The 26,671-nt window shown below is 62.0% G+C and carries 20 protein-coding genes, 1 tRNA gene and 2 pseudogenes; 15 read left to right on the top strand and 8 right to left on the bottom strand.

Annotated elements, in window-relative coordinates; genetic code table 11:
* The first annotated feature begins 1 nt into the window (after position 1).
* The 6 genes and pseudogenes from mepA to ACX82Z_RS19175 form a co-directional block, all read left to right on the top strand.
* The gene (mepA, locus tag ACX82Z_RS19200; RefSeq protein ID WP_459590635.1) at positions 2-1,009 is read left to right on the top strand and encodes a penicillin-insensitive murein endopeptidase; all 1,008 of its coding nucleotides are present in this window, start codon (positions 2-4) and stop codon (positions 1,007-1,009) included.
* A gap of 63 nt (positions 1,010-1,072) precedes the next feature.
* Complete coding sequence (locus ACX82Z_RS19195) at positions 1,073-2,110, top strand: glucokinase (RefSeq protein WP_459590634.1); 1,038 nt, start codon at positions 1,073-1,075, stop codon at positions 2,108-2,110.
* Positions 2,111-2,291: 181 nt separating this feature from the next.
* Positions 2,292-4,022 (top strand): ABC transporter ATP-binding protein, encoded by a 1,731-nt coding sequence (locus ACX82Z_RS19190; protein ID WP_459911889.1) that lies wholly within the window; start codon positions 2,292-2,294, stop codon positions 4,020-4,022.
* Positions 4,019-4,834 (top strand): 4-hydroxy-tetrahydrodipicolinate reductase, encoded by an 816-nt coding sequence (dapB, locus tag ACX82Z_RS19185; protein WP_459590633.1) that lies wholly within the window; start codon positions 4,019-4,021, stop codon positions 4,832-4,834. Before ACX82Z_RS19190 ends, dapB begins: the two co-directional genes overlap by 4 nt.
* 120 nt (positions 4,835-4,954) lie before the next feature.
* Positions 4,955-5,039 (top strand) — tRNA-Leu (locus tag ACX82Z_RS19180).
* 123 nt (positions 5,040-5,162) lie between these two features.
* Positions 5,163-5,327, top strand: a pseudogene (locus ACX82Z_RS19175) (ester cyclase); the annotation flags it as partial.
* Between the two features lie 57 nt (positions 5,328-5,384).
* On the opposite strand, the gene ACX82Z_RS19170 reads toward ACX82Z_RS19175, so the two are convergent.
* The 6 genes and pseudogenes from ACX82Z_RS19170 to ACX82Z_RS19145 all read right to left on the bottom strand — a co-directional run bounded on the left by ACX82Z_RS19170 (position 5,385) and on the right by ACX82Z_RS19145 (position 11,056).
* On the bottom strand, positions 5,385-6,044 hold the full coding sequence (locus tag ACX82Z_RS19170; RefSeq protein WP_459590631.1) for a class I SAM-dependent methyltransferase: 660 nt from the start codon (positions 6,042-6,044) through the stop codon (positions 5,385-5,387).
* A 10-nt stretch (positions 6,045-6,054) separates the two neighbouring features.
* Entirely contained in the window at positions 6,055-6,717 is a 663-nt protein-coding gene (locus tag ACX82Z_RS19165; protein ID WP_459590630.1) for an RluA family pseudouridine synthase, read from the bottom strand.
* 334 nt (positions 6,718-7,051) lie between these two features.
* A complete protein-coding gene (locus ACX82Z_RS19160; protein ID WP_459590629.1) occupies positions 7,052-7,366 on the bottom strand; it encodes a hypothetical protein in 315 nt (104 codons plus the stop codon).
* Between the two features lie 154 nt (positions 7,367-7,520).
* Entirely contained in the window at positions 7,521-8,612 is a 1,092-nt protein-coding gene (locus ACX82Z_RS19155) for an ATP-binding protein (RefSeq protein WP_459911887.1), read from the bottom strand.
* Positions 8,613-8,804: 192 nt separating this feature from the next.
* Positions 8,805-9,557, bottom strand: a pseudogene (locus ACX82Z_RS19150) (PAS domain-containing protein); the annotation flags it as partial.
* A gap of 2 nt (positions 9,558-9,559) precedes the next feature.
* Positions 9,560-11,056: an ATPase domain-containing protein gene (locus ACX82Z_RS19145; RefSeq protein WP_459590628.1), complete on the bottom strand. Its 1,497-nt coding sequence runs from the start codon at positions 11,054-11,056 to the stop codon at positions 9,560-9,562.
* Positions 11,057-11,547: 491 nt separating this feature from the next.
* Here ACX82Z_RS19145 and kdpF point away from each other — a divergent pair, with 491 nt between their 5' ends.
* From kdpF to ACX82Z_RS19110, 7 genes are all read left to right on the top strand, one after another.
* Positions 11,548-11,637, top strand: a complete 90-nt coding sequence (gene kdpF / locus ACX82Z_RS19140) for a K(+)-transporting ATPase subunit F (RefSeq protein WP_459590626.1) — start codon at positions 11,548-11,550, stop codon at positions 11,635-11,637.
* 110 nt (positions 11,638-11,747) lie between these two features.
* The gene (kdpB, locus tag ACX82Z_RS19135) at positions 11,748-13,820 is read left to right on the top strand and encodes a potassium-transporting ATPase subunit KdpB (protein ID WP_459590625.1); all 2,073 of its coding nucleotides are present in this window, start codon (positions 11,748-11,750) and stop codon (positions 13,818-13,820) included.
* Between the two features lie 124 nt (positions 13,821-13,944).
* The gene (kdpA, locus tag ACX82Z_RS19130; protein ID WP_459590623.1) at positions 13,945-15,615 is read left to right on the top strand and encodes a potassium-transporting ATPase subunit KdpA; all 1,671 of its coding nucleotides are present in this window, start codon (positions 13,945-13,947) and stop codon (positions 15,613-15,615) included.
* 17 nt (positions 15,616-15,632) lie between these two features.
* Complete coding sequence (locus tag ACX82Z_RS19125; RefSeq protein WP_459590622.1) at positions 15,633-16,187, top strand: potassium-transporting ATPase subunit C; 555 nt, start codon at positions 15,633-15,635, stop codon at positions 16,185-16,187.
* A 57-nt stretch (positions 16,188-16,244) separates the two neighbouring features.
* Positions 16,245-18,947, top strand: coding sequence for an ATP-binding protein (locus tag ACX82Z_RS19120; RefSeq protein WP_459590621.1), 2,703 nt, complete (start codon positions 16,245-16,247; stop codon positions 18,945-18,947).
* On the top strand, positions 18,944-19,651 hold the full coding sequence (locus ACX82Z_RS19115; RefSeq protein WP_459590620.1) for a response regulator transcription factor: 708 nt from the start codon (positions 18,944-18,946) through the stop codon (positions 19,649-19,651). Before ACX82Z_RS19120 ends, ACX82Z_RS19115 begins: the two co-directional genes overlap by 4 nt.
* A 291-nt stretch (positions 19,652-19,942) precedes the next feature.
* Entirely contained in the window at positions 19,943-22,648 is a 2,706-nt protein-coding gene (locus tag ACX82Z_RS19110) for a DUF2339 domain-containing protein (protein ID WP_459590618.1), read from the top strand.
* Positions 22,649-22,675: 27 nt separating this feature from the next.
* Here ACX82Z_RS19110 and ACX82Z_RS19105 read toward each other — a convergent pair whose 3' ends face one another.
* Positions 22,676-23,791, bottom strand: a complete 1,116-nt coding sequence (locus ACX82Z_RS19105) for a Gfo/Idh/MocA family protein (protein WP_459590617.1) — start codon at positions 23,789-23,791, stop codon at positions 22,676-22,678.
* Positions 23,792-23,804: 13 nt separating this feature from the next.
* Entirely contained in the window at positions 23,805-24,509 is a 705-nt protein-coding gene (locus ACX82Z_RS19100; RefSeq protein WP_459590616.1) for a GntR family transcriptional regulator, read from the bottom strand.
* A gap of 111 nt (positions 24,510-24,620) precedes the next feature.
* Between ACX82Z_RS19100 and ACX82Z_RS19095 the strand changes: the two genes are divergently transcribed.
* Positions 24,621-25,778 (top strand): LLM class flavin-dependent oxidoreductase, encoded by a 1,158-nt coding sequence (locus ACX82Z_RS19095; RefSeq protein WP_459590615.1) that lies wholly within the window; start codon positions 24,621-24,623, stop codon positions 25,776-25,778.
* Entirely contained in the window at positions 25,778-26,671 is an 894-nt protein-coding gene (locus ACX82Z_RS19090) for an aldo/keto reductase (protein WP_459590614.1), read from the top strand. The genes ACX82Z_RS19095 and ACX82Z_RS19090 overlap by 1 nt, the downstream gene beginning before the upstream one ends.

Below are 26,671 nucleotides of genomic sequence, written 5' to 3'. Positions count from 1 at the left end.
GATGAAATTGGGTAGGCTGGTGCAATCCGTAGCGATGCTTTTGAGCGTGCTGATGGCCGCGCCGGCCGTCGCCGATCCGCTGGCCAAGGATCTCTTCGGCAATACGCCGCTGCCCGCCGCGACGCAGGCCAGCGTTTACGGTTCCTATTCGAAAGGCTGTTTTTCCGGTGGTGTCGCGATCGCGACCGACGGACCGCAATGGCAGGCCATGCGCCTGTCGCGAAACCGCCGCTGGGGCCATCCCAACCTCGTCAATCTGGTCGAACGCCTGTCGCGCGAGGCGACAGCAGATGGCTGGCCGGGCCTTCTCGTCGGGGATATTTCGCAGCCGCGCGGTGGCCCGATGCTGTCGGGTCACGCCTCGCACCAGCTTGGCCTCGATGTCGACATATGGTTCCAGCCCATGCCGCAGCGCCGGCTTTCGACGCGCGAGCGCGAAAACATGGAATTCGTCTCGATGATTCGCGATGGCGCGCTGACGGTGGACGATCGCAAATGGACGCCCGCTCATGCCGGTATTCTGCGCCGCGCGGCGTCTTATCCAGAGGTCGAGCGCATTCTCGTGCATCCCGGCATCAAGAAGAAGCTGTGCGACACGGTGACGGGTGACCGGTCATGGCTCGGCAAGGTGCGCCCTTTCTGGGGGCACGATTCGCATTTCCATGTCCGCATCGGTTGTCCCGCCGGCTCGCCGAATTGTCGTCGTCAGGAGCCGATCGGGCGCGGCGATGGGTGCGATTCGTCGCTTGCCTGGTGGTTCACCGAGGAGCCGTGGCGTCCTGCGACCGGCCCGCAGCAGCCGCGCGCGCGCGACGTGATGCGCATTTCGGATCTGCCGCGCGAATGTCGCGCCGTGCTCGACGCGCCGGCCCCGCAATCCGAGGCGGCCGTCACTGTGACCGGACCGGGTCGCACGATCGCCGCGACGGGCGCGCCTGTCGCCGCCAGCGCCTATGCGCCGACCCCCGAAAGCCGCATCCCCTTGCCGATGCCGCGCCCTCAGCCTTGACTCGGGCGCGCGCGTGTGACCTTCAAGGAGCCTTGATCCAGACGTCATGTGCGGCAATTTTCCATGCCTGTTGAGACCGACGCCGCAGGCGTCCTGCATTTTCCCGTCCTTGTCGGCGATATCGGCGGAACCAACGCACGGTTCGCGATCCTGCCTGCGCCTGATGCCGAGGCGATCGACTTACCAAACGTGGCGACCTCGGATTTCCCGGATATCGACGTCGCGATCGAGGAAGCCGTGCTGGCGCGCAGCACGGTCAGGCCGCACTCGGTGGTGCTGGCGATCGCCGCACCCGTCACGGGAAATGAAATCCGGCTGACGAACAGCCCGTGGACCGTTCGCCCGGACCTGTTGATCGAACGCCTCGGCTTTTCCGAAGTCGTCATCCTGAACGATTTCGAGGCGCAGGCGCTGGCAGTGGTCGCGATCGGGCCGGAGCATCTCGTGCAGATCGGCGGCGGCGCGGTGGACCCCGATGCCAGCCGCGTTGTTCTGGGGCCGGGTACAGGACTGGGCGTCGCCGGGCTCGTCAACGCGAATGGCGTCTGGATACCCGTTCCCGGCGAGGGTGGTCATGTCGACATGGGGCCTCGCACGCCGCGCGATTTTCATGTCTTCCCGCATATCGAACGGATCGACGGACGCATTTCGGGCGAGCAGATGCTGTGCGGGCGCGGTCTGGTCAATCTTTACCGAGCCGTTGCGGCGGCCGACGCGGTGCCGACCCCCCTTGCCACGCCGGCGGCAATAACCAGTGCGGCGCTAGCGAAAAACGATGGCGTGGCCGAGGAGGCCCTCGACATTTTCGTTACCTGCCTTGGTCGCCTTGCCGGCGATCTGGCGCTGATCTTCATGGCGCGGGGCGGCATCTATCTGACCGGCGGTATTGCGCAAAAAATTGTTTCGGCGCTCGGGCATCCGCGTTTTCGCGAGGCGTTCGAGGACAAGGCTCCGCATTCGGCATTGATGCGCGGATTGCCGGTCTTCGTCATGACGCACCCGCTGGCGGCGCTTGTCGGGCTGGCCGCCTATGCGCGAACGCCGCAAGCGTTTCATATCCGCACCACCGGCCGCCACTGGCGCGGCGGGAAAGCTGGATGAGGCCATTTGCCGATTGCATCCGCAGCATTCAGCCTGCATAGGCTGGCAGCCGCATCCGAGCCGGCACGAAAACGGGAAACCGCCAGCCTTGGCACAGGTCGACAATCAACAGCGCAAGCCCGAGCCGGGCGAGATCGTCGCGGTCATCAGGCGCATTCTGTCCGAAAACGGCCGCGACTACATGGGCCAATACGGGCTGGCGACGGTTTGCCTGCTCGCCGTCGCGGCCACGACCGCGTTCAGCGCGTGGATCATGCGCGACATCGTCGACGAGATCTTCTACCGCGAGAATTACGGGCTCGTACCCTATATCTGCGGCGCGATCGTCGTCGCCTTCGCGATCCGGGGCATCGCCAGCTACGGGCAGGCGGTGATCCTCGCCAAGATCGGCAACAATCTCGTCGCGCGCTACCAGCAACGCCTGTTCGACCATCTGATGAAGCTCGGGCTCGATTTTTATTCGAGCGCGCGCTCGGGCCACCTCGCCGCGCAGATCAGCCAGAACGTCACCGGCATTCGCGACATGCTGTCGATTACGCTGACATCCATCGCGCGCGATGCGGTGTCGCTGATCGCGCTTGTCGGGGTCATGATCATGCAGGACCCGCTCCTGTCGATGATCGGGCTTCTGATCGGCCCGCCTTTGGTCTACTCGGTCAACTATCTGATGCGCCGCTTGCGCCGTGTCACACGTGAATCGGTCGAGGTGAATTCGCATCTGTTCGGCGCCATGCAGGAGACCGTACAGGGCATATCCATCGTCAAGGCATTCACGATGGAAGAGCAGCTTTCGGCCAAAATGGCCGATCTCGCCGCCTATGCGGAAAACCGCGCCAACCGGATCGCGCGCGTGTCCGAGCGCCTGACCCCGATCACCGAGATGCTGGCCGGCTTCGCCATCGCCGGCGTCATAGGCTATGCGGCCTATCGCGCCGCATCGGCCGGCCAGTCGCCCGGCTCCGTCTTCGCCTTCATCACGGCGCTGCTTCTGGCCTACGATCCGGCACGCCGTCTTGCGCGCGTTCAGGTCAATCTGGAGCGTTCGCTGGTCAATGCGCGCATGATCTACGAGCTTCTCGACATGGAACCGCCGCAGCGCGACGCGCCCGGCGCGGTGCCTCTCGATGTAGCTGCCGGCGGCATCGCGTTCCGTGATGTGTCCTTTTCCTATTCGCGGGAAAAGCCGGTTCTGCGCGATGTTTCTTTCGAGGCGGCGCCCGGCAAGGTGACGGCCATCGTCGGCTCCTCCGGTGCGGGCAAGTCGACGCTCGTCGCGCTCGTCCAGCGCTTTTACGATCTGGATTCGGGTCGCATCGAGATCGACGGGCAGGACATCGCCCACGTCACAAAATCGTCGCTACGCGCGAAGATCGCCTATGTCTCGCAACATCCCTACCTCTTCGAAGGCACGATCCGTGACAATATCCGCTACGGCCGCCCCGACGCCTCGGATGCGCAAATCGAGGAAGCCGCGCGGCTGGCCAACGCGCAGGATTTCATCGCCGGAACCGCAGCCGGCTACGACACGCTCGTGGGCGAAAACGGCGTTACCTTGTCTGGCGGCCAGCGCCAGCGCCTGTCGATCGCCCGCGCCATCGTGCGCAATGCGCCGATCCTTCTGCTCGACGAGGCAACCTCGGCGCTCGATAATGAATCTGAGGCACGCGTGCAGGAAGCGCTGGAGACGGTTATGAAGGGGCGCACGACCATCGTCATCGCGCACCGTCTGTCGACAGTCGTCAATGCGGACACGATCGTCGTGATGGAGGAAGGCCGCGTCGTCGAAAAGGGCGCGCACCGCGAACTGATCGCCGATGCTGCCGGGCTTTACGCGCGCTTCCATCGGCTTCAGGGCGAGCGCAGTCTCGAACTCGTCGACGATACGCACAAGGCCGGGGAGAAGCAGGCATGAGCGAGATGGGCGTGGTCGTGGTCGGCGCTGCCGGCCGGATGGGACAGGCGATCCTTCGCACCATAGTCGAAACGGATGGTGTCGTTGTCGTCGGCGCACTCGACCGGAAGGGCTCCGATCATATCGGACGGGATGCGGGCGAGATCGCCGGGCTCGGCTCAATCGGCGTTTCGATCACCGACGATCCGCTGCCGCTCTTCGCCAAGGCCGATGGCGTGATCGACTTCAGCAGCCCTGCGGCGAGCGTCGAATATGCCGGCTACGCCGCGCAGGCGCGCATCATCCACGTGATCGGCACGACCGGATGTTCGCCGCAGGACGATGCGGCGATCCTCGCTGCCGCCCGCCACGCCACCATCGTCAAGTCGGGCAATATGAGCCTTGGCGTCAATCTTCTCGCGGCGCTGGTCGAAGACGCCGCCCGGGCGCTTGCCGCATCCGATTTCGACATCGAAGTGCTGGAAATGCATCATCGCCATAAGGTCGACGCGCCGTCAGGAACCGCGCTTCTTCTGGGCGAGGCAGTAGCGAAAGGACGCGGCGTCGATCTTGCCGAAAACTCCGTGCGCGTACGTGACGGGCATATGGGCGCGCGCGAAGCCGGAACGATCGGTTTCGCAAGCTTGCGTGGCGGCTCGGTGGTCGGAGACCATTCGGTGATTCTCGCCGGCACAGGCGAGCGTGTGACGCTTTCCCATCAGGCGGAAGACCGCGCGATCTTCGCGCGCGGCGCGGTTCAGGCCGCGCTTTGGGCGCGCGAGAAGAAGCCCGGGCTTTACTCGATGCGAGATGTTCTGGGCCTTTCCCGCTAATTTGCCGGCGGTCCCCGTTTTGACGTTGACACGATACGCGTCCCCGCTTACATCGGCGGCGCGCTAGGAGACCTCTTGCCAATCCTCCAAGCGTTCGCGGGCGTGTTCCAACGCGCTCCGGCCCAGGTGGCGGAATTGGTAGACGCGCACGGTTCAGGTCCGTGTGCCGCGAGGCGTGGAGGTTCGAGTCCTCTCCTGGGCACCACCTTTCTGAAAGTGAATTATCCTTTATATTGCTGAAATAGCTGCCGTTTTCACTTCATCAGTTGATGGATGGGGTGGCTGAGAATCAGCCTGACTTCGGGTAACATTTTCGAGCGACAGGCAGTTTCTCGGCCTTCCAGTCGATGGTCAGCGCGTGTTGTTTGCCGAGCATGCCTTTTATGAATTCAGGTCGAACAAGATTGTGTCGGTCAGGTCGATTATCGACAAGGCTGCGATTGAAGCGCAGATCGGGAGCAGTTTGAACGCAAAACACCCGCCGCAGCCATAATCCGTCGCCGCGCCGGCCTGCCGACCCCGGTCCCGCATGTCCGTCATCATAGTGCGTTCAATGCTTACCGGTCTGTTGTATTGGCAAGACCGGCTGCACCTCGTTTGCAAGGTTGGCTTTGACGAAGACATCGTATCGGGTGCTTTTCCCCGCGATTTGATAGGACGGCCGAGGGAGCGAAGCCATTGCGTCGGCGCGCTGTGGCCATTTCAGAACAACGCGATTGCGCGCGCTCGAAATAGCAACGCGCATCAGTTCTTCAGCGTCTTCATCGACCCCGACGACTTCGCGGATCAGCCGCATTTCCTTCTTGACGAGTGCGGTGTTTTTGCGAGGTGGATGCATGGGATCGACGAGCACGACCTGGGGAGCGATTTCAGGGAGCAGGCTGCGTGCGTCACCATAGATCAGCGTCATGCGCCTAATCACCTCGGCCACCTTTCCCCCCACCGTGCTCGCGTGCTCCATCCCCTCGGCCAGAAGGCGGTGCATCGTCTGCGACCTTTCTATCAAGGTCACCTCCGCTCCGAGAGAAGCCAGCAAGAACGCATCCCTGCCAAGCCCGGCCGTTGCATCGACGATTTTGGGTGTTGAGCCGGCAGTCAGTCCCACCGCCTTTGCAAGAGGCTGGCGCCGGCCTTCACCCACGCGCAGCCGATGTCCGACCGAACCACCCACGAAATCGACAACAAGCGATGACAGGTCGAATTTTTGCATAAGCGCGCACTCAAAATGGAACCGGGGCCGAATAACTGACGTCAGAGCCGTTCGGATGCTGAAAGCTCAGTGTCTCGGCATGCAGGAGCAGACGGCTCGCCGCGTGCAGCGCTTCTCCTTGTGCATAGAGCTCATCGCCGAGGATCACATGTCCGATCGCCTTGAGATGGACGCGCAGTTGGTGGGTACGGCCGGTCACGGGGGTTAGCTGTAAGCGTGTGCTGTTGGGTCCATAGGAAAGAACACGCCACCTGGTCAGCGCCGGTTTGCCGTGCTGATGATCGACACGATGCCTGGGCTTTGCGTCAGGGTCTAATGCCAGCGGGAGATCGATGTCTCCCTGCGTTTCGGTCGGTCGCCCCCAAACCTCAGCAACATACGACTTACGGGTAGTCCGCGCTTCGAATTGTGCAGCCACCTTCGAGTGAGCATTCCGCGTGAGGGATGCCAGCACCACCCCGGATGTATCCTTGTCCAGACGATGAATAAGTTTGGCATGAGGAAATGCCTGCTGAACCCTTGAGGTCAGACTGTCGGCAAGCGCCGGATGCCGGCCGGGCACAGATAGAAGGCCACTCGGTTTGTCGAGGACCAACACATCGTCGTCGCGATGGAGGATGGAAAGGTAAGGATCCAGAGGCGGATGATAAACGGGATCGTCGCACATGCTCATGTCACCAGATAACACGGCTGCCGTTGGAAGTATCCGCTCTCGACCGGACTGGGCAAAAATGATCGCAGAACGTCGATGGACCGTACCATGCGGCACGATTTGCCGGATTGGTAGGCGTTGGGCCACACTCACGCCTTGGATGGGCTATGTCGGGTGCCGGACTTCCCTCACGCGATGAAACCGACGTTTTGGGCCTATTTACGAGCGTCTCAGATCGCTCAGGCGCGATGGATCGGTGCCAGACTGTAACTAAGAACAGGGTTCCGCAAGCGACACAAAAGCGCCCGCCACCTGACGGCAGCGGGCGCAATAGCTAGCGCTAATCAGTCATCGATTAGTTGCTGGTCAGGCCAGCGGCCTCACACTCGGCAAGCGTGATGACTTCGACGTCGACCACACCACTTGCACCTTCGGCAGTTTCAGGCCCTGCACCGGTTGCAGCGGCGGAATTGTCGACACCGACATTCGTATCCGTCAGCGGCTGGTCGGCAGGCGCGTTGCTGGAAGCCAATGTTTCGCAGTGAGTGGTTACGGCAGGCATGTCGGCATCCGACACTTCCTGCGAGCCAACCATCGTTTGCGCAAAGGCGACAGAACCAAACGACAGAGCGGCGGTCATCGCAATGGCGGCTGCAGATTTCTTGAACATGATAATCTCCGTTGTTGCACTGAGGTGAATTCTCAACGGATCGGAAACGACATGCGTTCCTGATTATCTTTTCTGGTTTCGACGGAACCAAAACGCACGTCGATGAGGTAATCAGCGTACTTGGCTCACTTCACTCATCTTCTGTGGGTGGCTTTCACCGGGATGTCACCATTTCGATCTGTGCCTCGAGCTGCTGCTGAGTGTAAGGCTTGCCGAGTCTTGGCAGATCGATCTCGGAACCGTCGGGAAGTTCCGCATATCCCGTCGCGAGGATTATGGGCAGATTTGGCCTTAGCTCTCGTGCAGCTTTCGCCAACTGCGCGCCGTTCATCCGGGGCATCGAAAAATCGGTGATCATCAAATCGAACACTTCGTTCTCGGCCAGATAACGTAGAGCCGCCTCCCCGGAATTAGCCTCCACGACCTCGTGTCCGAGATCTTCGAGCATATCGACGCTGCTCATCGCGATGAGCACATCGTCATCGACCATCAGTATGCGCAGCTTGGATGACAACGCCGGGGTCGGAGTGGCGGTCACAACTTCGGTGGATGCCGTAAGCTGCTTGGTGGTTTCGGGAAAGAACAGTTCGGCCGTCGTCCCGACGCCAACCTTGCTCGACAGTTTGAACTCTCCGCCCAATTGAACGACCAGTCCATGGATCATGGAAAGGCCGAGGCCCGTTCCCTTGCCCACGCCCTTGGTCGAGAAAAACGGTTCGGTCGCTTTTTCGAGCGTGGCGTTATCCATCCCATGGCCAGTGTCAGTTACCGACAATCGCACGAAGCGCTCGGCCATGTCGGCGTTTGACGGCGAATGCCCCGTGTCGACCTTGATGGAGAGACTTCCTCCCTCCGGCATTGCATCGCGCGCATTCACGACAAGGTTGAGAAGCGCAAGTTCAACCTGATTGATGTCGAGTTCGGCGTGCGCGCGCTCCGCTGACAGGTCGAATTTGAGTTCGATCATCGAGCCGGTCGTGCGCTCGATCAGCTGGGTCATATTGTAAACGAGTTCGCCAAGGTCGGTGACCGCCAGGCTGAGATCCTGACGTCGGGCAAAGGCTAAAAGACGTTGTGTGAGGGATGCGCCCCGTTGCGCGCCTTGCAAGGCCCCGTCGATCAACCTTATGGCGCGCGGGTCGGACGACAAATGTTTTTTCAGAAGGTCAAGGTTGCCCAGGACAGCCATCAGCAAATTGTTGAAGTCGTGAGCGACACCACCGGTCAATTGGCCGATCATTTCCATTTTCTGGGACTGACGAAGCTTTCCTTCGGCCGCTTCGCGTTGGGCTATCTGCTCCAGTGCGATGCTATGTGCCTTTTCAAGCTCTCTCGTGCGCTCGGCGACGCGGGCTTCGAGAGTCTCGTTTTCGAGCAGAAGTCGGCTCTCCGCAGCCTTTCGCGCAGTAATGTCCGCAGAGACGCCGACCATCCGCGTTCTTCCTCCCGAACGAACCAGACGCGCACGAATTTCGGCCCAGTGATGCGAGCCGTCCGGCCAGATCGTGCGATACTCGATCGCATAGTCTTCGCCTGTTTCGATAGTACGCCGTACAGAAGCTCGCATCCGATCACGATCATCTGGATGAACGCTGGACAGGAGATGGTCATAAGTGAACAATTGTTCGGACGAACGGCCGAAAGTCGCTTTGCAGGAGTCGGAAACACTGAGTTCCAGTCGCTCTACGTCCAGTTCCCACGAGCCGAGCCTGCCAGCGACCAGTGCGGTCGACAAACGCTCTCCACTTTCGCGCAACTCGTCCAGCGTTGTCCTGCTCTGGAACTGTCGGCGACGTCCCCTCAACGCCGTTTTGGCAACACTGAGGAAAGTGGTCGGATGAAAGGGACGTTCGACAAAAGTGACGTTTCCGAGCGTCTCGGATATTCGCGCGGCTGCGGGGTTCCGCTCGGGCCCGCCACCATGATTTGTCAAAATGATGAAAGTCAGGTCTGACCAGCTCGGCTGATTTTGCGCCCAATTTTGAAGCGAACGAAGATCGCTGGTTCGCAGCGTTTCTTCGGTGAGAACGACGAAAAGCACGTTGTCCGCAAGGCTTTCGACAAGGCCGAAAATGTCTTTAACCTGCTTGGACGTGACCGCGATTTCCTTGAGCAGGGAGGATGCTATTTCGGAATCGCGACCGACCGGTGCCAAAATTAACGCATGGGGATTGAGGACGGACCCTGGCATTGTCAGCGCGCCGCATTATCCAAAAGATTGTCGGTGCCTTTACCTACAAAAGTCGGGACGCCTCTCAAAACGCCCTGAAACTGTTCCAGGGGTTGGCCGACGGTCAGGCCGTTATCGCCGATGCTATACTCACGGATGGTATCTTCGTGGCGGCCCGCACGCTTCTTCACCACGGATATGGCGCGTCGCATTTTACCGATCGCTTCGAAGTAGCGAAGCAGGACGACGGTATCGGCAAGATAGGTTATGTCGACCGGCGATTTCATGTCGCCTACCAATCCATGCTGCGCGACCGTCAGTATCGTGGTCGCGCCCTGCCTGTTCAGAAACTGCAAAAGTTCATGCATGTGGAGGATCAGCGAATTTTCTTCCGGCATCGAAGCCTGATAGCCATTGAGGCTGTCGATCAAGACCATCTTGGCCTGGGTTTTGGAGACATGGTAGCGAACGCGGTGCGCAAACTCCCCGGGTGAAAGTTCGGCCGCATCGAGTTGTTCGATGTGGAGCATGCCGCGATCAATTTCGGCCGGAAGGTCGAAACCCATGGACTTCATGCGATCGAAGAGCAGTCCAAGCTCTTCGTCGAAAAGGAACATCGCGGCTTTTTCGCCGCGCGCTATAGCCGACATGATGAACTGTATGGCAATGAGCGACTTGCCCGCGCCTGCTGGTCCCAGAACAAGAGCACTCGTTCCCTGTTCGATGCCGCCGCCGAGCAATGCATCCAACTGTGCGACGCCGCTGCTCATCGTCCGACGATCGAAATCCGTGCGGTGTTCGAGCGCGATGAGACGCGGGTAGACCTCCACCCCGCCCGTCACGATCTTCATATCGTGATATCCGCCACGATAGGCCGTGCCACGATATTTCGTGATCCTCGCCCGACGGCGCTCTGAGCCATATTCGGGGGCCAGTTCCTCAAGATGAACGACGCCATGCACGACGCTGTGAACGGTCTTGTCGGCACTTTCCGCCGTCAAATCATCAAGCATGATGACAGTGCCGCCACTACGCGCAAAATAGTGTTTCAGCGCGAGGATTTGTCGTCGATACCGCAACGAGCCTTGGGCAAGCAGCCGTATTTCGGAAAGACTGTCGAGCACGATGCGCTTCGGTTTCACGCGCTCCACGGTCTCAAAGATCAGTCGCGTCGTCTCGCCCAGCTCCAGATCGGACGAGTACAGCAGGCTTTGCTGCTGGTCGGCGTTGAGCAGGCTTTCGGGCGGCACGACTTCAAAGACACTGATCAACGGACCGAGTTCCCAGCCATGCGAGGCCGCGCCAGCCCTGAGCTCATCTTCAGTTTCAGAAAGTGTTATATAAAGACCGGGCTCGCCGAGCTTTTCTCCCTCGATCAGAAAATTGAGGGCAATGGTCGTCTTGCCAGTTCCAGGGCTCCCTTCGAGCAGAAACACATGCCCTTCGGTCAGGCCACCACTTAAAATATCATCCAGGCCTTCAACGCCGGTTTTGGCACGTATCGTTTCAAGTTTCGTCATGCCATCACCTTGCACTGCAGCTTCCGTTTATCAAAGACGCCGGCAACTGTGAAATGGTGCATGCTCCATTCGGTGCCAGTGGTCGTACTGAAGTGCTTGAGTACAATGATTTGAGCCGGGAGGCAGCCCCCGACGGGCTGGATGTCTTCATTTTACCGAGATCGTTGCGGTGTCGCAGTGGGCGAAGCGCGGGTCCGGATGGTCCTGCATCTTCATTTTCCTGCCACCTCGCGGTAGGCACAACCATCGCAGCCACTGGCTCATATGCGATGCGCAAGAGCGCGTCGGGGCCTCTTCAACGACAGAAATTCCTATAGGATTTTTATTTCTTCGCCGCGCACTCTCTCTCGAACCTTTATGCGGTTCGAGACCATATTCCGGCAGCTTCTGAACGGCATGGCCTGTCGCCCGAAACGGGCGCTCCGCTTGCCTCAAGGGAAGCATCATCCGAAAGCGCCGCACTGCTTTCAGGCAACGATGAGGCCGGACACATGATCCTCGAATACATTCTGGGCGGGGCGGTGACGTTGTTCGTCACCGCCTATCTGACCTACGCGCTTTTGCAGCCCGAGCGATTCTGAATCGCCTGCGGCGCCCAACGCGATCCCTCAAAACCTGACCGCATTACGGCGCGCCTGATGACTGGCGTGTCGCAGTGATGCGTCATTCTGCCGAAAAGCTGGAGTCTCTTATGAGCCAGTCGAAATCCGCGAGCATCTTCGATGCGCGCATACTTGTCCCCGCGATCGGGGGCGCATTCCAAAAACTCTCACCTGCCGCGCTGGCGAAGAACCCCGTGATGTTCGTCGTCGCGGTGGTTTCCCTGCTGACGACAATTCTGTTTTTGAAAGACCTCGTAACCGGAGCGGACGGCCTTGGCTTTTCCTTCCAGATCATCCTGTGGCTTTGGTTCACGGTGCTGTTCGCCAATTTTGCCGAAGCCGTGGCCGAGGGCCGCGGCAAGGCGCAGGCAGAATCCCTGCGCAAGACACGCACGGAAACCGAGGCCAAGCTTCTGGCGGATGCCGCCCGCGACGACTTCAAAATCGTGCCAGGCAACAGCCTCAAACTCGGCGACGTCGTGCTCGTCGAGGCGAGAGACATCATCCCCTCCGACGGCGAGATCGTCGCGGGCGTCGCCTCGGTCAACGAAGCGGCGATCACCGGCGAATCCGCGCCCGTCATCCGCGAGTCTGGCGGTGACCGATCGGCTGTGACCGGCGGCACGCAGGTCCTGTCCGACTGGATCAAGGTGAAGATCACAGCCGCCCCCGGCTCGACCTTCATCGACCGGATGATCTCGCTGGTCGAAGGGGCCGAACGCCAGAAGACGCCGAACGAAATCGCGCTCAACGTGCTTCTCGCCGGCCTGACGCTGATATTCGTGCTGGCAACCGCCACCATTCCGGCTTTTGCCGCCTATGCGGACGGCTACATTCCGGTGGTCGTTCTGGTGGCGCTGTTCGTCACGCTCATCCCGACAACCATCGGCGCGCTCGTCTCGGCCATTGGCATCGCGGGCATGGATCGTCTCGTGCGTTTCAACGTGCTGGCCATGTCCGGCCGCGCCGTTGAGGCGGCGGGCGACGTCGACACGCTGCTTCTCGACAAGACCGGCACGATCACGCTCGGCAACCGCCAGGCGACGGAGTTCCTGCCGGTCAAGGGCGTCAGCGAAGAGGAACTGGCCGATGCGGCGCAGCTCGCCTCGCTGGCCGACGAAACGCCGGAAGGACGTTCCATCGTCGTTCTGGCGAAGGAGAAATACAACATTCGCGCCCGCGACATGGCCAGCATCCATGCGAGTTTCGTGCCGTTTACGGCGCAAAGCCGCATGAGCGGTGTCGATCTCGACGGTTCTTCAATCCGCAAGGGTGCAGTCGAGGCGGTGTTGAAGCATGTGGATCTTGCCACGGTCGCAACAGGTAGCCCCGGCACGGCGGCGCAAAGCGTGCGCGATCTTCAGGTCATCGCCGACGATGTCGCAAAGAAGGGCGGCACGCCGCTCGCCGTCGTGCGCGACGGGCAGCTTCTCGGCGTCATCTACCTGAAAGATATCGTCAAGGGCGGCATAAGCGAGCGTTTCGCCGAGCTTCGCCGCATGGGCATCCGCACGGTGATGATCACCGGCGACAACCCGATGACGGCGGCGGCCATCGCGGCCGAAGCGGGCGTCGACGATTTTCTCGCCGAGGCGACCCCGGAAAACAAGCTCTCGCTGATCCGCGAGGAGCAGGCCAAGGGCAAGCTCGTCGCCATGTGCGGCGACGGCACCAACGATGCGCCGGCGCTTGCGCAGGCCGATGTCGGCGTTGCGATGAACACGGGCACGGTTGCCGCGCGCGAGGCGGGCAACATGGTCGACCTCGACTCGGACCCGACCAAGCTCATCGAGATCGTTGAGATCGGCAAGCAGCTTCTGATGACGCGTGGCGCGCTGACGACCTTCTCCATCGCCAACGACGTGGCCAAGTATTTCGCGGTCCTGCCGGCGATGTTCGTCACGCTCTATCCGCCGCTTTCGGCACTGAACGTGATGGGCCTTTCGACGCCGCAAAGCGCGATCCTGTCGGCCATTATCTTCAACGCTCTGATCATCGTCGCGCTGATCCCGCTGGCGCTCCGGGGCGTCGCCTACAAGGCCGTCGGTGCCGACGCGCTCCTGCGCCGCAACCTCCTGATCTACGGCCTCGGCGGCCTGATCGTGCCGTTCATCGGCATCAAGATCATCGACGTCATCATCACCGCCCTCGGCCTTGCCTGAACGAAGGACACCAAACCATGACACTCGTCTTTTTCCTCCTCGGACTGGCGGTTTTCGGCCTTCTTCTGGTCCTGACCAACGCCGCCGACCGGACCTGACGCCCGCGCGATGACGGAGTAATCCAATGACTATTCAACCGATACTGTTTGTGCTCCTGATCGTGGGCGGCACGGCGCTTTTATCCTGGCCGCTTGGCCGATACATGAAATGGGCGATGGACCCGGCGGGAGGCGTCAATTTTGCTACCCGCGCATTCCAGGGCATCGGCGGCGCGCTGGCCGCCAAGGACCAGGACTGGAAGCGCTACATGGTTTCCATCCTGGTCTTCAACGTGGTCATGTTCACGCTGACCTTCGGCATCCTCGCCTTCCAGCAATATCTGCCGCTCAATCCCGACGGCAAGGAAGGGTTGAGCGCCGATCTGATCTTCAACACGGCTGCGTCCTTCACCACCAACACCAACCTCCAGCACTATTCGGGTGAGGTTTCGCTTTCCTACCTGTCGCAGCTCGGCGCACTGATGTGGCTCCAGTTCGTTTCGGCAGCCACCGGCATCGCGGCTCTTGCCGCGCTGGCGCGCGGTCTGGCCGGGCGCGGCTTCGGCAACTTCTTCGTCGACCTTCAGCGCGCAGCGTTCCTCGTGCTCCTGCCGCTGGCGCTCGTCTTTGCCGCACTTCTCGTCCTCGGCGGCGTGCCGATGACGTTCAACGGTGCGGCGGTCGCCACGACGCTCGAAGGCGCGCAGCAGATCATCGCGCGCGGACCGGTCGCCGCCTTCGTTACCATCAAGCAGCTCGGCACCAATGGCGGCGGCTTCTTCGGCCCGAATTCGACCCATCCGCTGGAAAACCCGACCTTCTGGACGAATATCGTCGAGATGGTCGCTATCCTCCTGATCCCGATGGCGTGCGTGTGGATGTTTGGCCGCATCATCGGGCGCATCAAGCACTCGGCGGTCATCTTCGCCGTCATGCTCGCCTTTCTTGCGGTCAAGATCACCGGCGCGGTGACATTCGAGACGGCTCCGACGCAGGCCTTCGCGAACCTGCCGATCGAGCAGAATGTCGGCAATCTTGAAGGCAAGGAACTGCGCTTCGGCGCAACCGGCGGTCCGCTCTGGTCCGTCCTGACGACCTCGACCTCCAACGGTTCGGTCGGCTCCATGCATGACAGCCTCAACCCGATGACCGGCATGATGCCGATGGTCGGCATGTGGCTCAACGCCACCTTCGGCGGCGTCGGCGTCGGCATGATCAACATGTTCCTCTACATCGTTGTCGGCGTTTTCATCGCCGGCATGATGATCGGCCGCACGCCCGAATATCTGGGCTGGCGCGTGGAGGCCAAGGAGGTGAAGTTGTCGCTCTTCGCGCTTCTGGCACACGGCCTCTTCATCCTCGGCGGTACGGCGATCTTCGCGGCGACGCCATGGGGCATCGACGCCCTGAACAATGCCGGGTCGCACGGCTTTTCGGAAATTCTCTACGAGTTCTCGTCGGCCGCAGCCAATAACGGTTCGGGTTTCGAGGGTCTCGGCGACAACACCGGTCCGTGGAACACCTTCACCGGCATCGTGATGCTGCTCGGACGCTTCATCCCGATCATCCTGCCGCTCGCCATCGTCGGCTCGCTCGCCTCCAAGCGGCGCAGCACCGAATCCTCCGGCACGCTCAGTGTCGAAGGCGGCACATTCGCCACCATGCTGGGTGCCACGGTCGTCGTGGTCGGCGCGCTGACCTTCTTCCCGGCAGCTACGCTCGGCCCGATCGCCGAACACCTGATGTTCCCGAATTAAAAGAGCTGGAGACAAAAATGCTGAACGCTCTTCTTGCAAGCCTGCGCATAACCGTCGCGACGATGGGTATCTGCGTCGTCGGCTACGCCACAGTGGTCTGGGCTTTTGCCCAGGCCGTCACCCCGGACACCGCCGAAGGCTCGCTGATCGTCGCCGAGGCCGGCACGGTCGTCGGCAGCCGCCAGATCGCCCAGGCCTTCACTCAGCCGGGTTATTTCTGGCCGCGTCCGTCTGCCGTCGATTATGACGGTGCGGGCGCTGGCGGCTCCAACTGGTCGCCGACCAGCCCGGACGTTGCGGCGCGCGGCGAGGATGTCGTCGCGACCTATGGCGCAACAGCGGACAACCCGCTCCCCGCCGATCTGGCGGCCGCATCGGGCGCGGGGCTCGATCCGCATATCTCCGAGGCCGGCGCGCTCTATCAAGTGCCCCGGATCGCCGAGGCGCGGGGTTTCAAGATCGGCGCAGTGGAGGATCTTGTCCGGCGCGAAGCCTCCGCTCCCGGCGGGTTTCTCGGACCTGACCGGATCGTCAACGTGCTGGAACTCAATCTGGCGCTCGACGCGTTATAAGGCGACAATGGCGGCGGGCCTCACACGGGGACGCCGCCCCTTCTTGTGAAACAGACCATGGCCAAGACCGATCACGCGAGCGATACCCGCCCCTCCCCGGACGCGCTCCTGGCGCGCGCCCAGCAGGAAACGCGTGGCCGCCTGAAGATTTTCCTCGGCGCGGCACCCGGCGTCGGCAAGACCTATGAGATGCTGATGTCCGGCCGGGCGCGCAAATCGGACGGCGTGGACGTCGTGATAGGCGTCGTCGAGACGCATGGCCGCCGCGAAACCGAGGGCCTGACCTTCGGCTTCGAGACCATCTCGCGCGCGAGGATCGCCTATAAAGGTCAGGACCTCGAGGAGATGGACCTCGACGCGCTCATCGCGCGCAAGCCGAGCCTCGCTCTCGTCGACGAACTTGCGCATACCAATGCGCCCGGCAGCCGCCATCCCAAGCGCTATCTCGATGTGCTCGAACTGCTCGACAACGGCATCGACGTCTATACGACGCTCAACGTCCAGCACATCGAAAGCCTCAACGATGTGGTGGCCCAGATCACGCGCATTCGCGTGCGCGAGACGGTGCCGGATTCCGTCATCGACCGGGCCGACGACATCGAGATCATCGACCTGACGCCGGACGACCTCATCAAGCGGCTGAGTGAGGGAAAGGTCTACCTGCCGAAGACGGCCAAACGCGCGATCCAGAACTATTTCTCGCCCGGCAATCTGACCGCCCTGCGCGAACTTGCCCTGCGGCGCACGGCCCAGCGCGTCGACGACCAGCTTGTCAGCCACATGCAGGCGCATGCCATTCGCGGGCCATGGGCGGCAGGCGAGCGCGTTCTCGTCTGCATCGATGAAGACCCGCGAGGCATCTCGCTGGTGCGCAGCGCGCGCCGGCAGGCCGACAGGTTGCGCGCGCCGTGGACCGCGCTTTACGTCGAACGTCCGCGCGCGGTGGACCTGACGGACGCGCAAAAGGACAATGTCGCCGCCGCCCTTCGCCTTGCCGAACAACTCGGCGGCGAAGCGACAACCATTCCCGGCGAGAACGTCGCCGGCGAAATCCTGCGTCATGCGACGGCGACCAACGTCACGCATATCGTCGTCGGGCGCAGCGACAAGCCGCGCTGGCGCGAACTTCTGCAAGGCTCGGTCGCGCACGATCTCATCCGCAATTCCGGCGATATCAGCGTTCACGTCATTTCCGGCACCGAGCGCAGCAACGCCGTCACTGCCCGCCGCATCAGCCTTGCCACACCGCGCCGCTTCAAAGTGCAGCCCTATCTTCTGAGTCTTGCCTATGTCGCCGTGGCATTCGGCTTCGGCAAGCTTCTGTCGCAGATACTCGATGTCCAGAACATCGCGCTCGCCTTCGTCATGGCCGTGCTCGCCTCGGCTGCGACAGCGGGTCTCTGGCCGGCGCTCTTCGGGTCGCTCGTTGCCGCTATGGTGTTCAACTTCTTCTTCCTCGACCCGCTCTACAACTTCACAATCCGCGACCCCGAAAGCGTCATCGCGTTCTTCTTCTTTCTCGGCGCGGCTGCGATCACCAGCAATCTGACGGCACGCGTTCACCGGCAGGCGTCGGCGGCCCGCCAACGCGCCCGGACCACGGAAGACCTTTATCTTTTTGCCAAGAAGCTGGCCGGCGCGACCACGCTCGACGACGTGTTGTGGACCACGGCCTACCAGATGGCGTCCATGCTCAAGCTTCGTGTTGTCCTGTTGTTGCCCGAAGAAGGCACCGTCGCGGTCCGCGCCGGCTATCCACCGGACGACACGCTGGTCGATGCCGATATCGCGGCTGCGCGCTGGGCATGGGAGCACAATCGTCCGGCCGGTCGCGGCGCGGACACGCTGCCGGGTGCAAAGCGCCTCTATCTGCCGCTCATCACGGGCAAGACGCCGGTCGGTATCGTCGGCCTCGACAACGACAGGGACGGCCCGCTCCTGACGCCGGTCCAGCAACGGCTGTTCGATGCGCTTGCCGATCAGGCAGCGGTGGCGATCGAGCGCATCCAACTCGTCGCCGATGTCGACAAGGCCAAGCGCGCAGCGGAAGCCGACAAGCTGCGCTCGGCGCTTTTGACGTCCATCTCGCACGATCTGAAGACGCCGCTCGCCGCCGTCATGGGCGCGGCCGGAACCCTCAAGGACTATGGAAGCGCGATGGATGCTGCCGATCGTGAAGACCTCCTGTCGACCATCGTCGACGAATCCGAGCGTCTCAATCGCTTCATCGCCAATCTGCTCGACATGACGCGCATCGAATCCGGCGCGACATCGCCGAATATGTCGCCCCAATATCTCGACGATGTCGTAGCGTCCGCCGCACGCCGCGCGGCAAAGATCATGTCCGCGCACAAACTATCGGTTTCGATCCCACCCGAACTGCCGACGGTGAAGATCGATCCGGTCCTCTTCGAACAGGTGATGTTCAATCTGTTCGACAATGCAGCCAAATATGCCGCTGAAGGGACGACGATCACGGTGCACGGGTGGCAGGATGGCGCGCGCGCCGTTGTCGAGGTTCTGGACGAGGGACCAGGCATTCCCCCGGAAGACCTGCAGCGGATATTCGACAGTTTCCATCGCGTGCGAAAGACCGATCAGGTCCGCGCGGGAACCGGGCTCGGCCTGGCGATCTGCAAGGGTTTCGTCGAAGCGATGGGCGGGACGATAACGGCGGGCAACCGCAGCGGGCGGCCAGGCGCAGTGTTTACGATCCGTGTGCCGCTCGCGGCGGAACCACGCAAGGATGACGCACCATGAACCAGTCATCGGTCAAAATCCTCATCGTTGATGACGAACCGCCGATCCGCAAGCTTCTTCGCGTGGGGCTGACCGCCGAAGGCTATTCTGTGATCGAAGCTTCGAATGCGAAAACCGCGATTGCCCTGATGGAAGCCGAACGCCCCGATCTCGTCCTACTCGATCTCGGCCTGCCCGACATGCAGGGCCATGACCTTCTCGCCCGATGGCGCGATGCAGCGATCGATCTGCCGATCGTCATCCTGTCGAGCCGTACCGATGAGGCAGGCATCGTCAAAGCGCTGGAACTGGGTGCGGACGACTATGTCACCAAGCCGTTCGGAACGCGCGAACTCGTCGCGCGCATTCGCGTGGCGCTGCGCCACCAGCTGCAGCAGCAAGGAGAGCGGGCGATCTTCCAGACCGGCGACCTTTCGGTCGATCTGGTCCGCCGCATCGTCAAGCTTGGCGAGAACGAGATCAAGCTGTCGCCGAAGGAATACGACATATTGCGCGTGCTCGTTCAGCATGCCGGCAAGGTCATCACCCACAGGCACCTTCTCGAACAGGTCTGGGGCGGCTCGACCGATGTTCAATATCTGCGCGTTTATGTTCGTCAGCTCCGCCAGAAGCTGGAGGCGAGTGCCGACGAACCGCACTACATCACGACGGAAACCGGCGTCGGCTATCGCCTGCGTGAGGCCGACCCGATCGCCAGCGAGTAATGGCAGCGCGCCGGAAGAATCGCGTGCAAGTCGCAAGATGACGCTCGTTGGTTTGGAAAACGGCACGATCGCCGCCGCCGATTTTCTCGAGCGGCGCCTGGAAGCGAGATTGATACCAGGATGACTTTCCAGCCTTCCCGTGACGTTGTTGGCCCGAGTGCCTCGTTCCGTTAACGCTCGGCGCGCTTGGCTCTCGCCCATTTCGACAGTTTGAACTACAAATCGGATCGTCCAGACAGATAGCGGTCGTCGTTTCGCGCGGTGTCGGCTCGAACGGTTAGGGGAACCGCGTTGGAACTTCTCATAATCATTGCCATCGGCGTGGCATTCTTCCTGCTGAACAAGCAGAACGCGCGCCTTCAGGCTCTGGAGCGCAGCATCGCATCGTTACGGCAGCAGGTTGCAACGTCGAATGCTGGAACGGCCACACAGACTGCACTGGTGGAAGTTGCCGATGCTCCCGCGAAGCCTGAGCCAAGCGCTCCGACTCTAAAAGAAGCGGTTTTTGCCGGCCCTTGGCAGTTGTCAACTTCGACGCCGTCGCTTCAGACGGAGCAGGCGACGCCGTCGTCACCGCCAGCCGACAAACTGAAAGCCGGCAAGCCGGATATCGAGACGGCGCTCGGCACACGCTGGGCAGTCTGGGTGGGTGGATTGGCCCTCGCGCTCGGCGGCATCTTTCTCGTGCGTTATTCGCTCGAAGCGGGCATTTTCGGCCCGGGCGTGCGGCTGACATTCGCTGCGCTTTTCGGCGTCATGCTGGCGGTTGCCGGCGAGTTTGCGCGCCGAAGAGGCTTTCAGGCACCGGTCGCGGGCGTAAATGGTGCGTATATACCTGCGATCCTCACGGCCGCCGCCGCCTTCACCTTGTTTGGCGCGGTCTATGCGGCGCATGCGCTTTACTGGTTCATCGGTCCCGCCACGACGTTTGTGCTGCTTGGCGCAGTCGCCATCGCGACGGTCGTCGTCGCGCTGGCACACGGGCAGGTGCTGGCAGGTCTCGGTCTGATCGGCTCCTATCTGACACCGATGCTCGTCTCGTCCGACGCGCCGAACCCATGGGTGCTCTTCGTCTATCTGGCCATCGTGCTCGCCGCGACGGTGAGCGTGGCTTCCATCCGGCGTTGGCATGCCCTTGCAGCAACAGCCTTTGCTGGTGCGGGTCTGTGGAGCATTGCCTATCTGCTGGTGATGTTCGAGCCGTCCGCGGGGCCGGTGGCATTCCTGCATCTGGTCGGACTGGCCGCGATCGCCGGCATCTGGCTGAGACGGGCCGACGATGAAGCACCGAACCGCCCCGATATGCCCTCGGTGATGGCGGGCGTGATGACCGGAATAGTGACGGCGCTGCTCGTTCGGGAACTCGCGGGACTGGTCTCAGCGCGCCTTCTGGCGACGACGCTTCTCGCGGCCATGGTCGGCATCGCCATGTGGCGTCCGCGCGCGATCGAGTTGCTTCATGCGGCGGGCGCGACCGCTATCCTCATTCAGGTTTGGGATTATCTCGACGGAAGCTTTTACATGCTTCTGGAGCGTGGAACGATCGCGCTCGATGGCGCGTGGCCGCTCACGGTCGGAATGATCTTCGCGCCCTATTCGGCGGCAATCGCCATCCTCGTCCTCATCGCAGGCGTCTTCATGGCCCGCAAATTGGCAGCCGAACGCGCCTTGCATGCTGCCGCATGGGCGTTCTGGGCTGCCGCCTTGCCGCTCGTCACCGTGGCTGCGACATGGGTTCTCGTCGGCAATCTCAATATCGACTGGCGTTTTGCACTCCTTGCCCTTGGTCTTGCCGGTGTTCTCGCAGCCAGTGCCGAACTGGTCGGCCGGGCTGAAGAACGGCCGCAGAGGGGTGGTTCTGCCGTTTCATTCCTGGCGGCGGGTGCCGCCGCCGCCTTCTGCCTGGCATTGCTTGCCGGTTTCGGTCCCGTGATGACCACGATCCTGACCGGGCTGGCAGCAGCCGTGCCGGCAGCCGCAACACGGCTGCGAAGCTGGCCAGTACTCGGCTGGCTCTCGGTTGGCATAGCCGCCGTGACGCTGGCGAGGATCGGCGTCGATCCCACGATCGCCGGTTCGCAATGGCTGTCCACGACACCGGTTCTCAATGCGCTGACGCCCGGCTATCTGCTTCCGGCGGCCGCGTTCGCCTATGCGGCATGGCAGCTCGCCCGAACTGCCGACGGCCGGGCTCGCCTTGCCATGGAAGCCTTTGGCGCATTGTTTGCCCTGCTCGGTGTCGCCATGCTCGTCCGCCACGCGATGAATGGCGGCGTGATCGACGCCAGTGAGCCGGCGCTGGCCGAGCAGGCGATCTACACGCTCATCATGATCGGCGGCGGCGGGATTCTTCTGGCGCTCGACCGGCGCGCGCCAAGCCCCGTCTTTCAGTGGGGATCGATCGCGCTCGGTATGCTGTCGTTGCTGTTCATCGTGTCGTCGCACCTGATCACGCTGAACCCGCTTTTCACCAACGCGTCGACCGGCTCGATTCCAGTCTTCAACCTGTTGCTGCTGGCTTACCTCATCCCGGCCGCCGCCATGGCGGCGCTCGCATGGCGTGCGCGCGACATTCGTCCCGACTGGTACGTTACTACCCTTGCCATAGGCGCATCGGCGCTGGCCTTCGCCTATGTCGGCTTTTCGGTCCGGCGCATCTTCCAGGGCGAGTTCATCGGAGCATGGAAAGGCATGGGCGAACTCGAAACCTACACGCATTCGGCGATCTGGCTGCTGCTCGGCGTCGCGCTGCTCGTCGCGGGGCTGCGGTTCGGATCGCGCACGCTTCGACTTGCATCCGCCGCACTGGTGGTGCTCGCCGTCGCCAAGGTGTTTCTCTACGATATGCGCCAGCTCGAAGGCGTGTTGAGGGCCCTGTCCTTCATGGGGTTGGGCGGCGTCCTGATAGGCATCGGGCTTTTCTATCAGCGGATGCTGGGAAAGGCCCCGGACTTGCGCCGGCCAGATGAAAGTGCCGGGGAAGCGAGCCCGTCCTGATCGGATTCTCGTTCGCCGGATCGTGACCTATTCTTTGCCGAACGCCGGGCCGTCGAGTGATACCGCCTTGCCCGTAATGGCCGATTGTTGCGCGGCAAGGCCCATTGCGACGGCCCACAGGCCGTCTTCGGCGGTCACCTCGACCGGACCCGTTCCCGCGATTGCGCGCGCAAAGCGCATGTGCTGGTAGAAGGTCGAGCCATTGTGGTCTCCTGCTTCCAGAAGTTGCGGATCGACCGGGATGGTGACGACGCGTGGCCCCTTCGACGCGCGGGGCGAGACAATCACCTGCGCGACGGGCGGCTCGCCCAGATGCTCCGGCCAGAACCTCGCTGGCCCGGGAACATGGCACTCGATTTTGCCAGCGGGACCGATGGCGCAGATTTCTTCTTGATAACGCGAGCCTTCGGCGAACATGCAAAGTTCCAGCATGGCGCGCGCACCGGAGGCGAAATCGACGATCACATAGGCGTTGTCCCAAATGTCGGCCGGCGCGCCTTCATAGGTCTCGCCCTTGTGATTGACCGCTTGCGAACCGGACGCCATGACCCGCACCGGGTCCGATTTGAGGATATGTCGCATCAGGTCGAAGAAGTGGCAGCATTTTTCGACGAGCGTACCGCCCGTGCGCCGGTTCGTCCGGTTCCAGTTTCCGACCTTCGTCAGGAAGGGGAAACGGTGTTCGCGAAGTGTGAGCATGCAGATGCCGCCGGTGGCCGCGTCGGCCTCTTCGATCAGCCGCGCGACCGGCGGCATGTAGCGATATTCCATCGCGACCCAAAGCGGCGCGGGGTAGTCGCGCCGAAGAATTGCCAGGTGGCCGATTTCATCCTTCGAGACAACGAGGGGTTTTTCGACGAGAACGGGAAGGGGGCGCATTCTGGCGATCGTTTCCAGTTGCGACATATGCATGTCGTTCGGGCTGGCGATCAACAGGCAGTTCACCTCGGGCAAAGCCAGAAGCGCCTCGATTGAGGCGACCATCTCTGCGTTTGGTGCTATCTGCGCGGCCCTGTCGCGCATCTCGCCGTCCGGCTCGAAGATCGCAACGACCTCGCCGCCGGGCACGAGTGCGATGTTGCGCAGATGCTCGCGCCCCATCATGCCGCAGCCGATCACGCCATATCGCGGGTTGTTCTGCATGTGTCGTCTCGTCCTATTTCAATCGGGTGACGTAGCGGGCGACGGCGTGGTCGAACCATGTTCGCGAGACTTCCGCGCGCCGCCCGACGGCGTCAACGCTGATGCGAAGCACGTGCGGGATCGGCGCACCTGGAGCAGGGCCGAAGTCCGGCGGCGACCAGTCGGGCACATGGTCGAGGCCGATCTGGTCCTCAGCCCGCGCGATCCAGAGATTCAGCCGTGTGCGATAGAAAAGGTAGAGGCTTTCCGAAAGGTCGGCGCGCGAGATCGCGGCGGCATAGTCGCCATCGAGCCAGATTTCCTCCACCGCCGCCGGCCTGTCGTTCAAAAAACGCAGACGCCGGATGCGGTGCCCCTCCGGCGATGTCCCGAAATCCGGCAAATCATCGGGCTTGGCCATTCGGTCCACCGATAGCACCTTCGCCGTCGGCAGGCCGCCGCCTTCGATCAACTCGATGCGGAACATGGCATAGATGCTGCGCGTGTCGGCAATCGCGCGCACATAATTCCCCGACCCCTGCACCCGCTCCAGAAGGCCGCGCTCCTCGACCTCGGCGAGTGCCTTTCTGAGCGTGCCGACGGCGACGCCAAGCTGTTCGGCCATGTCGCGCTCCGGCAAAAGCTTTTCTCCGTCGATCAGCCGGCCGGCGGCAATATCGCGGGCGAGAAGCTCGGCGATCTGGAGGAAGCGCGGCAGGCTGCCAATCGGGTCGGACATCGGACGAGGCGAAGCTTTCCGAAAATTGATACACTATTGCTTCACATATATTCATGGTGTAGTTCAAGAGGGCAATGGCTGAAATGTTTGAAGAAAAGGGAGCAGAGGTTCATGTCCGTCGTTCCGGTGCGATCGCAGGATCTCGACAGCGCGGAAGTGTCCTGGTTCTCGGCGCTTTGCTCTGACGATTATGCGCTGCTCGGCGTTCCGGACGGTTCGCTGCGCTCCAGTTTCGAACATTGCTCGAAAATCGCCCTGAAGGCGGAAGAGCTCGGGTTTCGCAATATATTGTGCCCGTCCTCCTATCAGGTCGGACAGGATACGCTCAGCTTCGTCGCGGGCTGTGCACCGCTGACGGATCGGATGAACTTTCTTGCGGCGATCCGCTGCGGCGAGATGCAGCCGATCATGCTCGCCCGCACGGTCGCGACGCTCGACCATATGCTCAAGGGCCGTCTGACGCTGAACGTCATCTCGTCCGATTTTCCCGGCGAAAAGGCCGACAGCGCATATCGCTACCGGCGCAGCCATGAAGTGGTGGAGATTCTTCGTCAGGCGTGGACGCGTGAGACGATCGACCATGACGGCGAAATCTATCAATTCAGCGGCGTGCCCACCGATCCCGCGCGCCCCTATCAGCAAAATGGCGGCCCGCTGCTTTATTTCGGCGGCTATTCACCCGACGCTCTCGAGCTTTGCGGGGCGCAATGCGACGTCTATCTGATGTGGCCCGAGCCGAAGGATATGCTGGCCGAGCGCATGCGCGCGGTGAACGAGCGCGCGGCAGCGCATGGGCGCGTCCTCGATTATGGTCTGCGCGTCCACGTGATCGTGCGCGACACCGAACAGGAGGCGCGCGACTATGCCGAGCATCTGGTCTCCGGGCTCGATGACGAATATGGCCGCCTGATCCGCGACCGTGCGCATGATTCCATTTCGCTCGGCGTTGCGCATCAGGCGCGGGCGCGCGAACTCGCCGACGAGTACGGCTATGTCGAGCCGCATCTCTGGACAGGTATCGGACGTGCGCGTTCGGGCTGCGGCGCGGCGATCGTCGGCTCGACGGATCAGGTTTTGTCGGAACTCGAAGTGTACCGGAACATGGGAATTCGCGCCTTCATCCTGTCCGGCTATCCGCATCTTGACGAGGCCGAGCATTTCGGCACCAAGGTCCTGCCGCAATTGAAGACATGTTCGCTGCCGCATGAATATGGTCGTGTGCCAGCCCAAGCGCCCGCAACACCGCTCGGAAACGGAGAGCGCCGCTGATGGAACGCGTATCGATCGCGCCCGATCTGTCATTCTCACGCCTCGTCTACGGCATGTGGCGGCTGGCCGATGATGAGGATACCTCGCCGGCCCATGTCGCCGCGAAGGTCGAGGCTTGTCTGGCACAGGGCATCACCACGATGGATCATGCCGACATCTATGGTGGCTATATCGGCGAAAAAATCTTCGGCGAGGCGTTGCGCCACGCGCCGGAGCTTCGCGACCGGATCGAGATCGTCACCAAATGCGACATCGTCGCGCCGATGGGCCGGCACAAGGGCGCGCGGGTCAAGCATTACGACACGTCCAAGGCGCATATCCGCGCTTCGGTCGAGCAGTCCTTGCGCGACATGAACGTCGAGCGCGTCGATCTTCTTTTGATCCACCGCCCCGACCCGCTGATGGATCATGTCGAAACGGGCGAGTTTCTCGACGAACTCGTCGCCTCCGGCAAGGTCCGGGCGGTCGGCGTTTCGAATTTCCGCCCGTGGGATTTCACGCTCCTGCAATCGGCGATGTCGCAAAAGCTCGTCGCCAACCAGATCGAAATCAGCCTCGTCGAACACCGTCCGTTCAACAATGGCGACCTCGCCTTCATCCAGGAGCGCGGCATCGTGCCGATGGCATGGTCACCGCTCGGCGGCGGTTCCCTCTTTGCCGGCGAACGAACGGATTTGATGCAGGCGATCGATCGCATCGCCAGGGAGCAGGGCGTAGACGAAGCTGCGGTTGCCGTCGCGTGGCTCTTGCGCCATCCCGCGCGCATTCTTCCCGTTCTGGGAACCAACCGTCCGGACCGGATCGCGCGCATTGGCGATGCTGCGAAGGTCGAGATCGACCGCCAGACATGGTTCGAACTCTATACCCTTGCCCTCGGTCACGAGGTGCCGTGA

The organism is Aliihoeflea sp. PC F10.4, from assembly GCF_054612275.1.
This window is presented reverse-complemented; position numbering and strand designations above follow the sequence as displayed.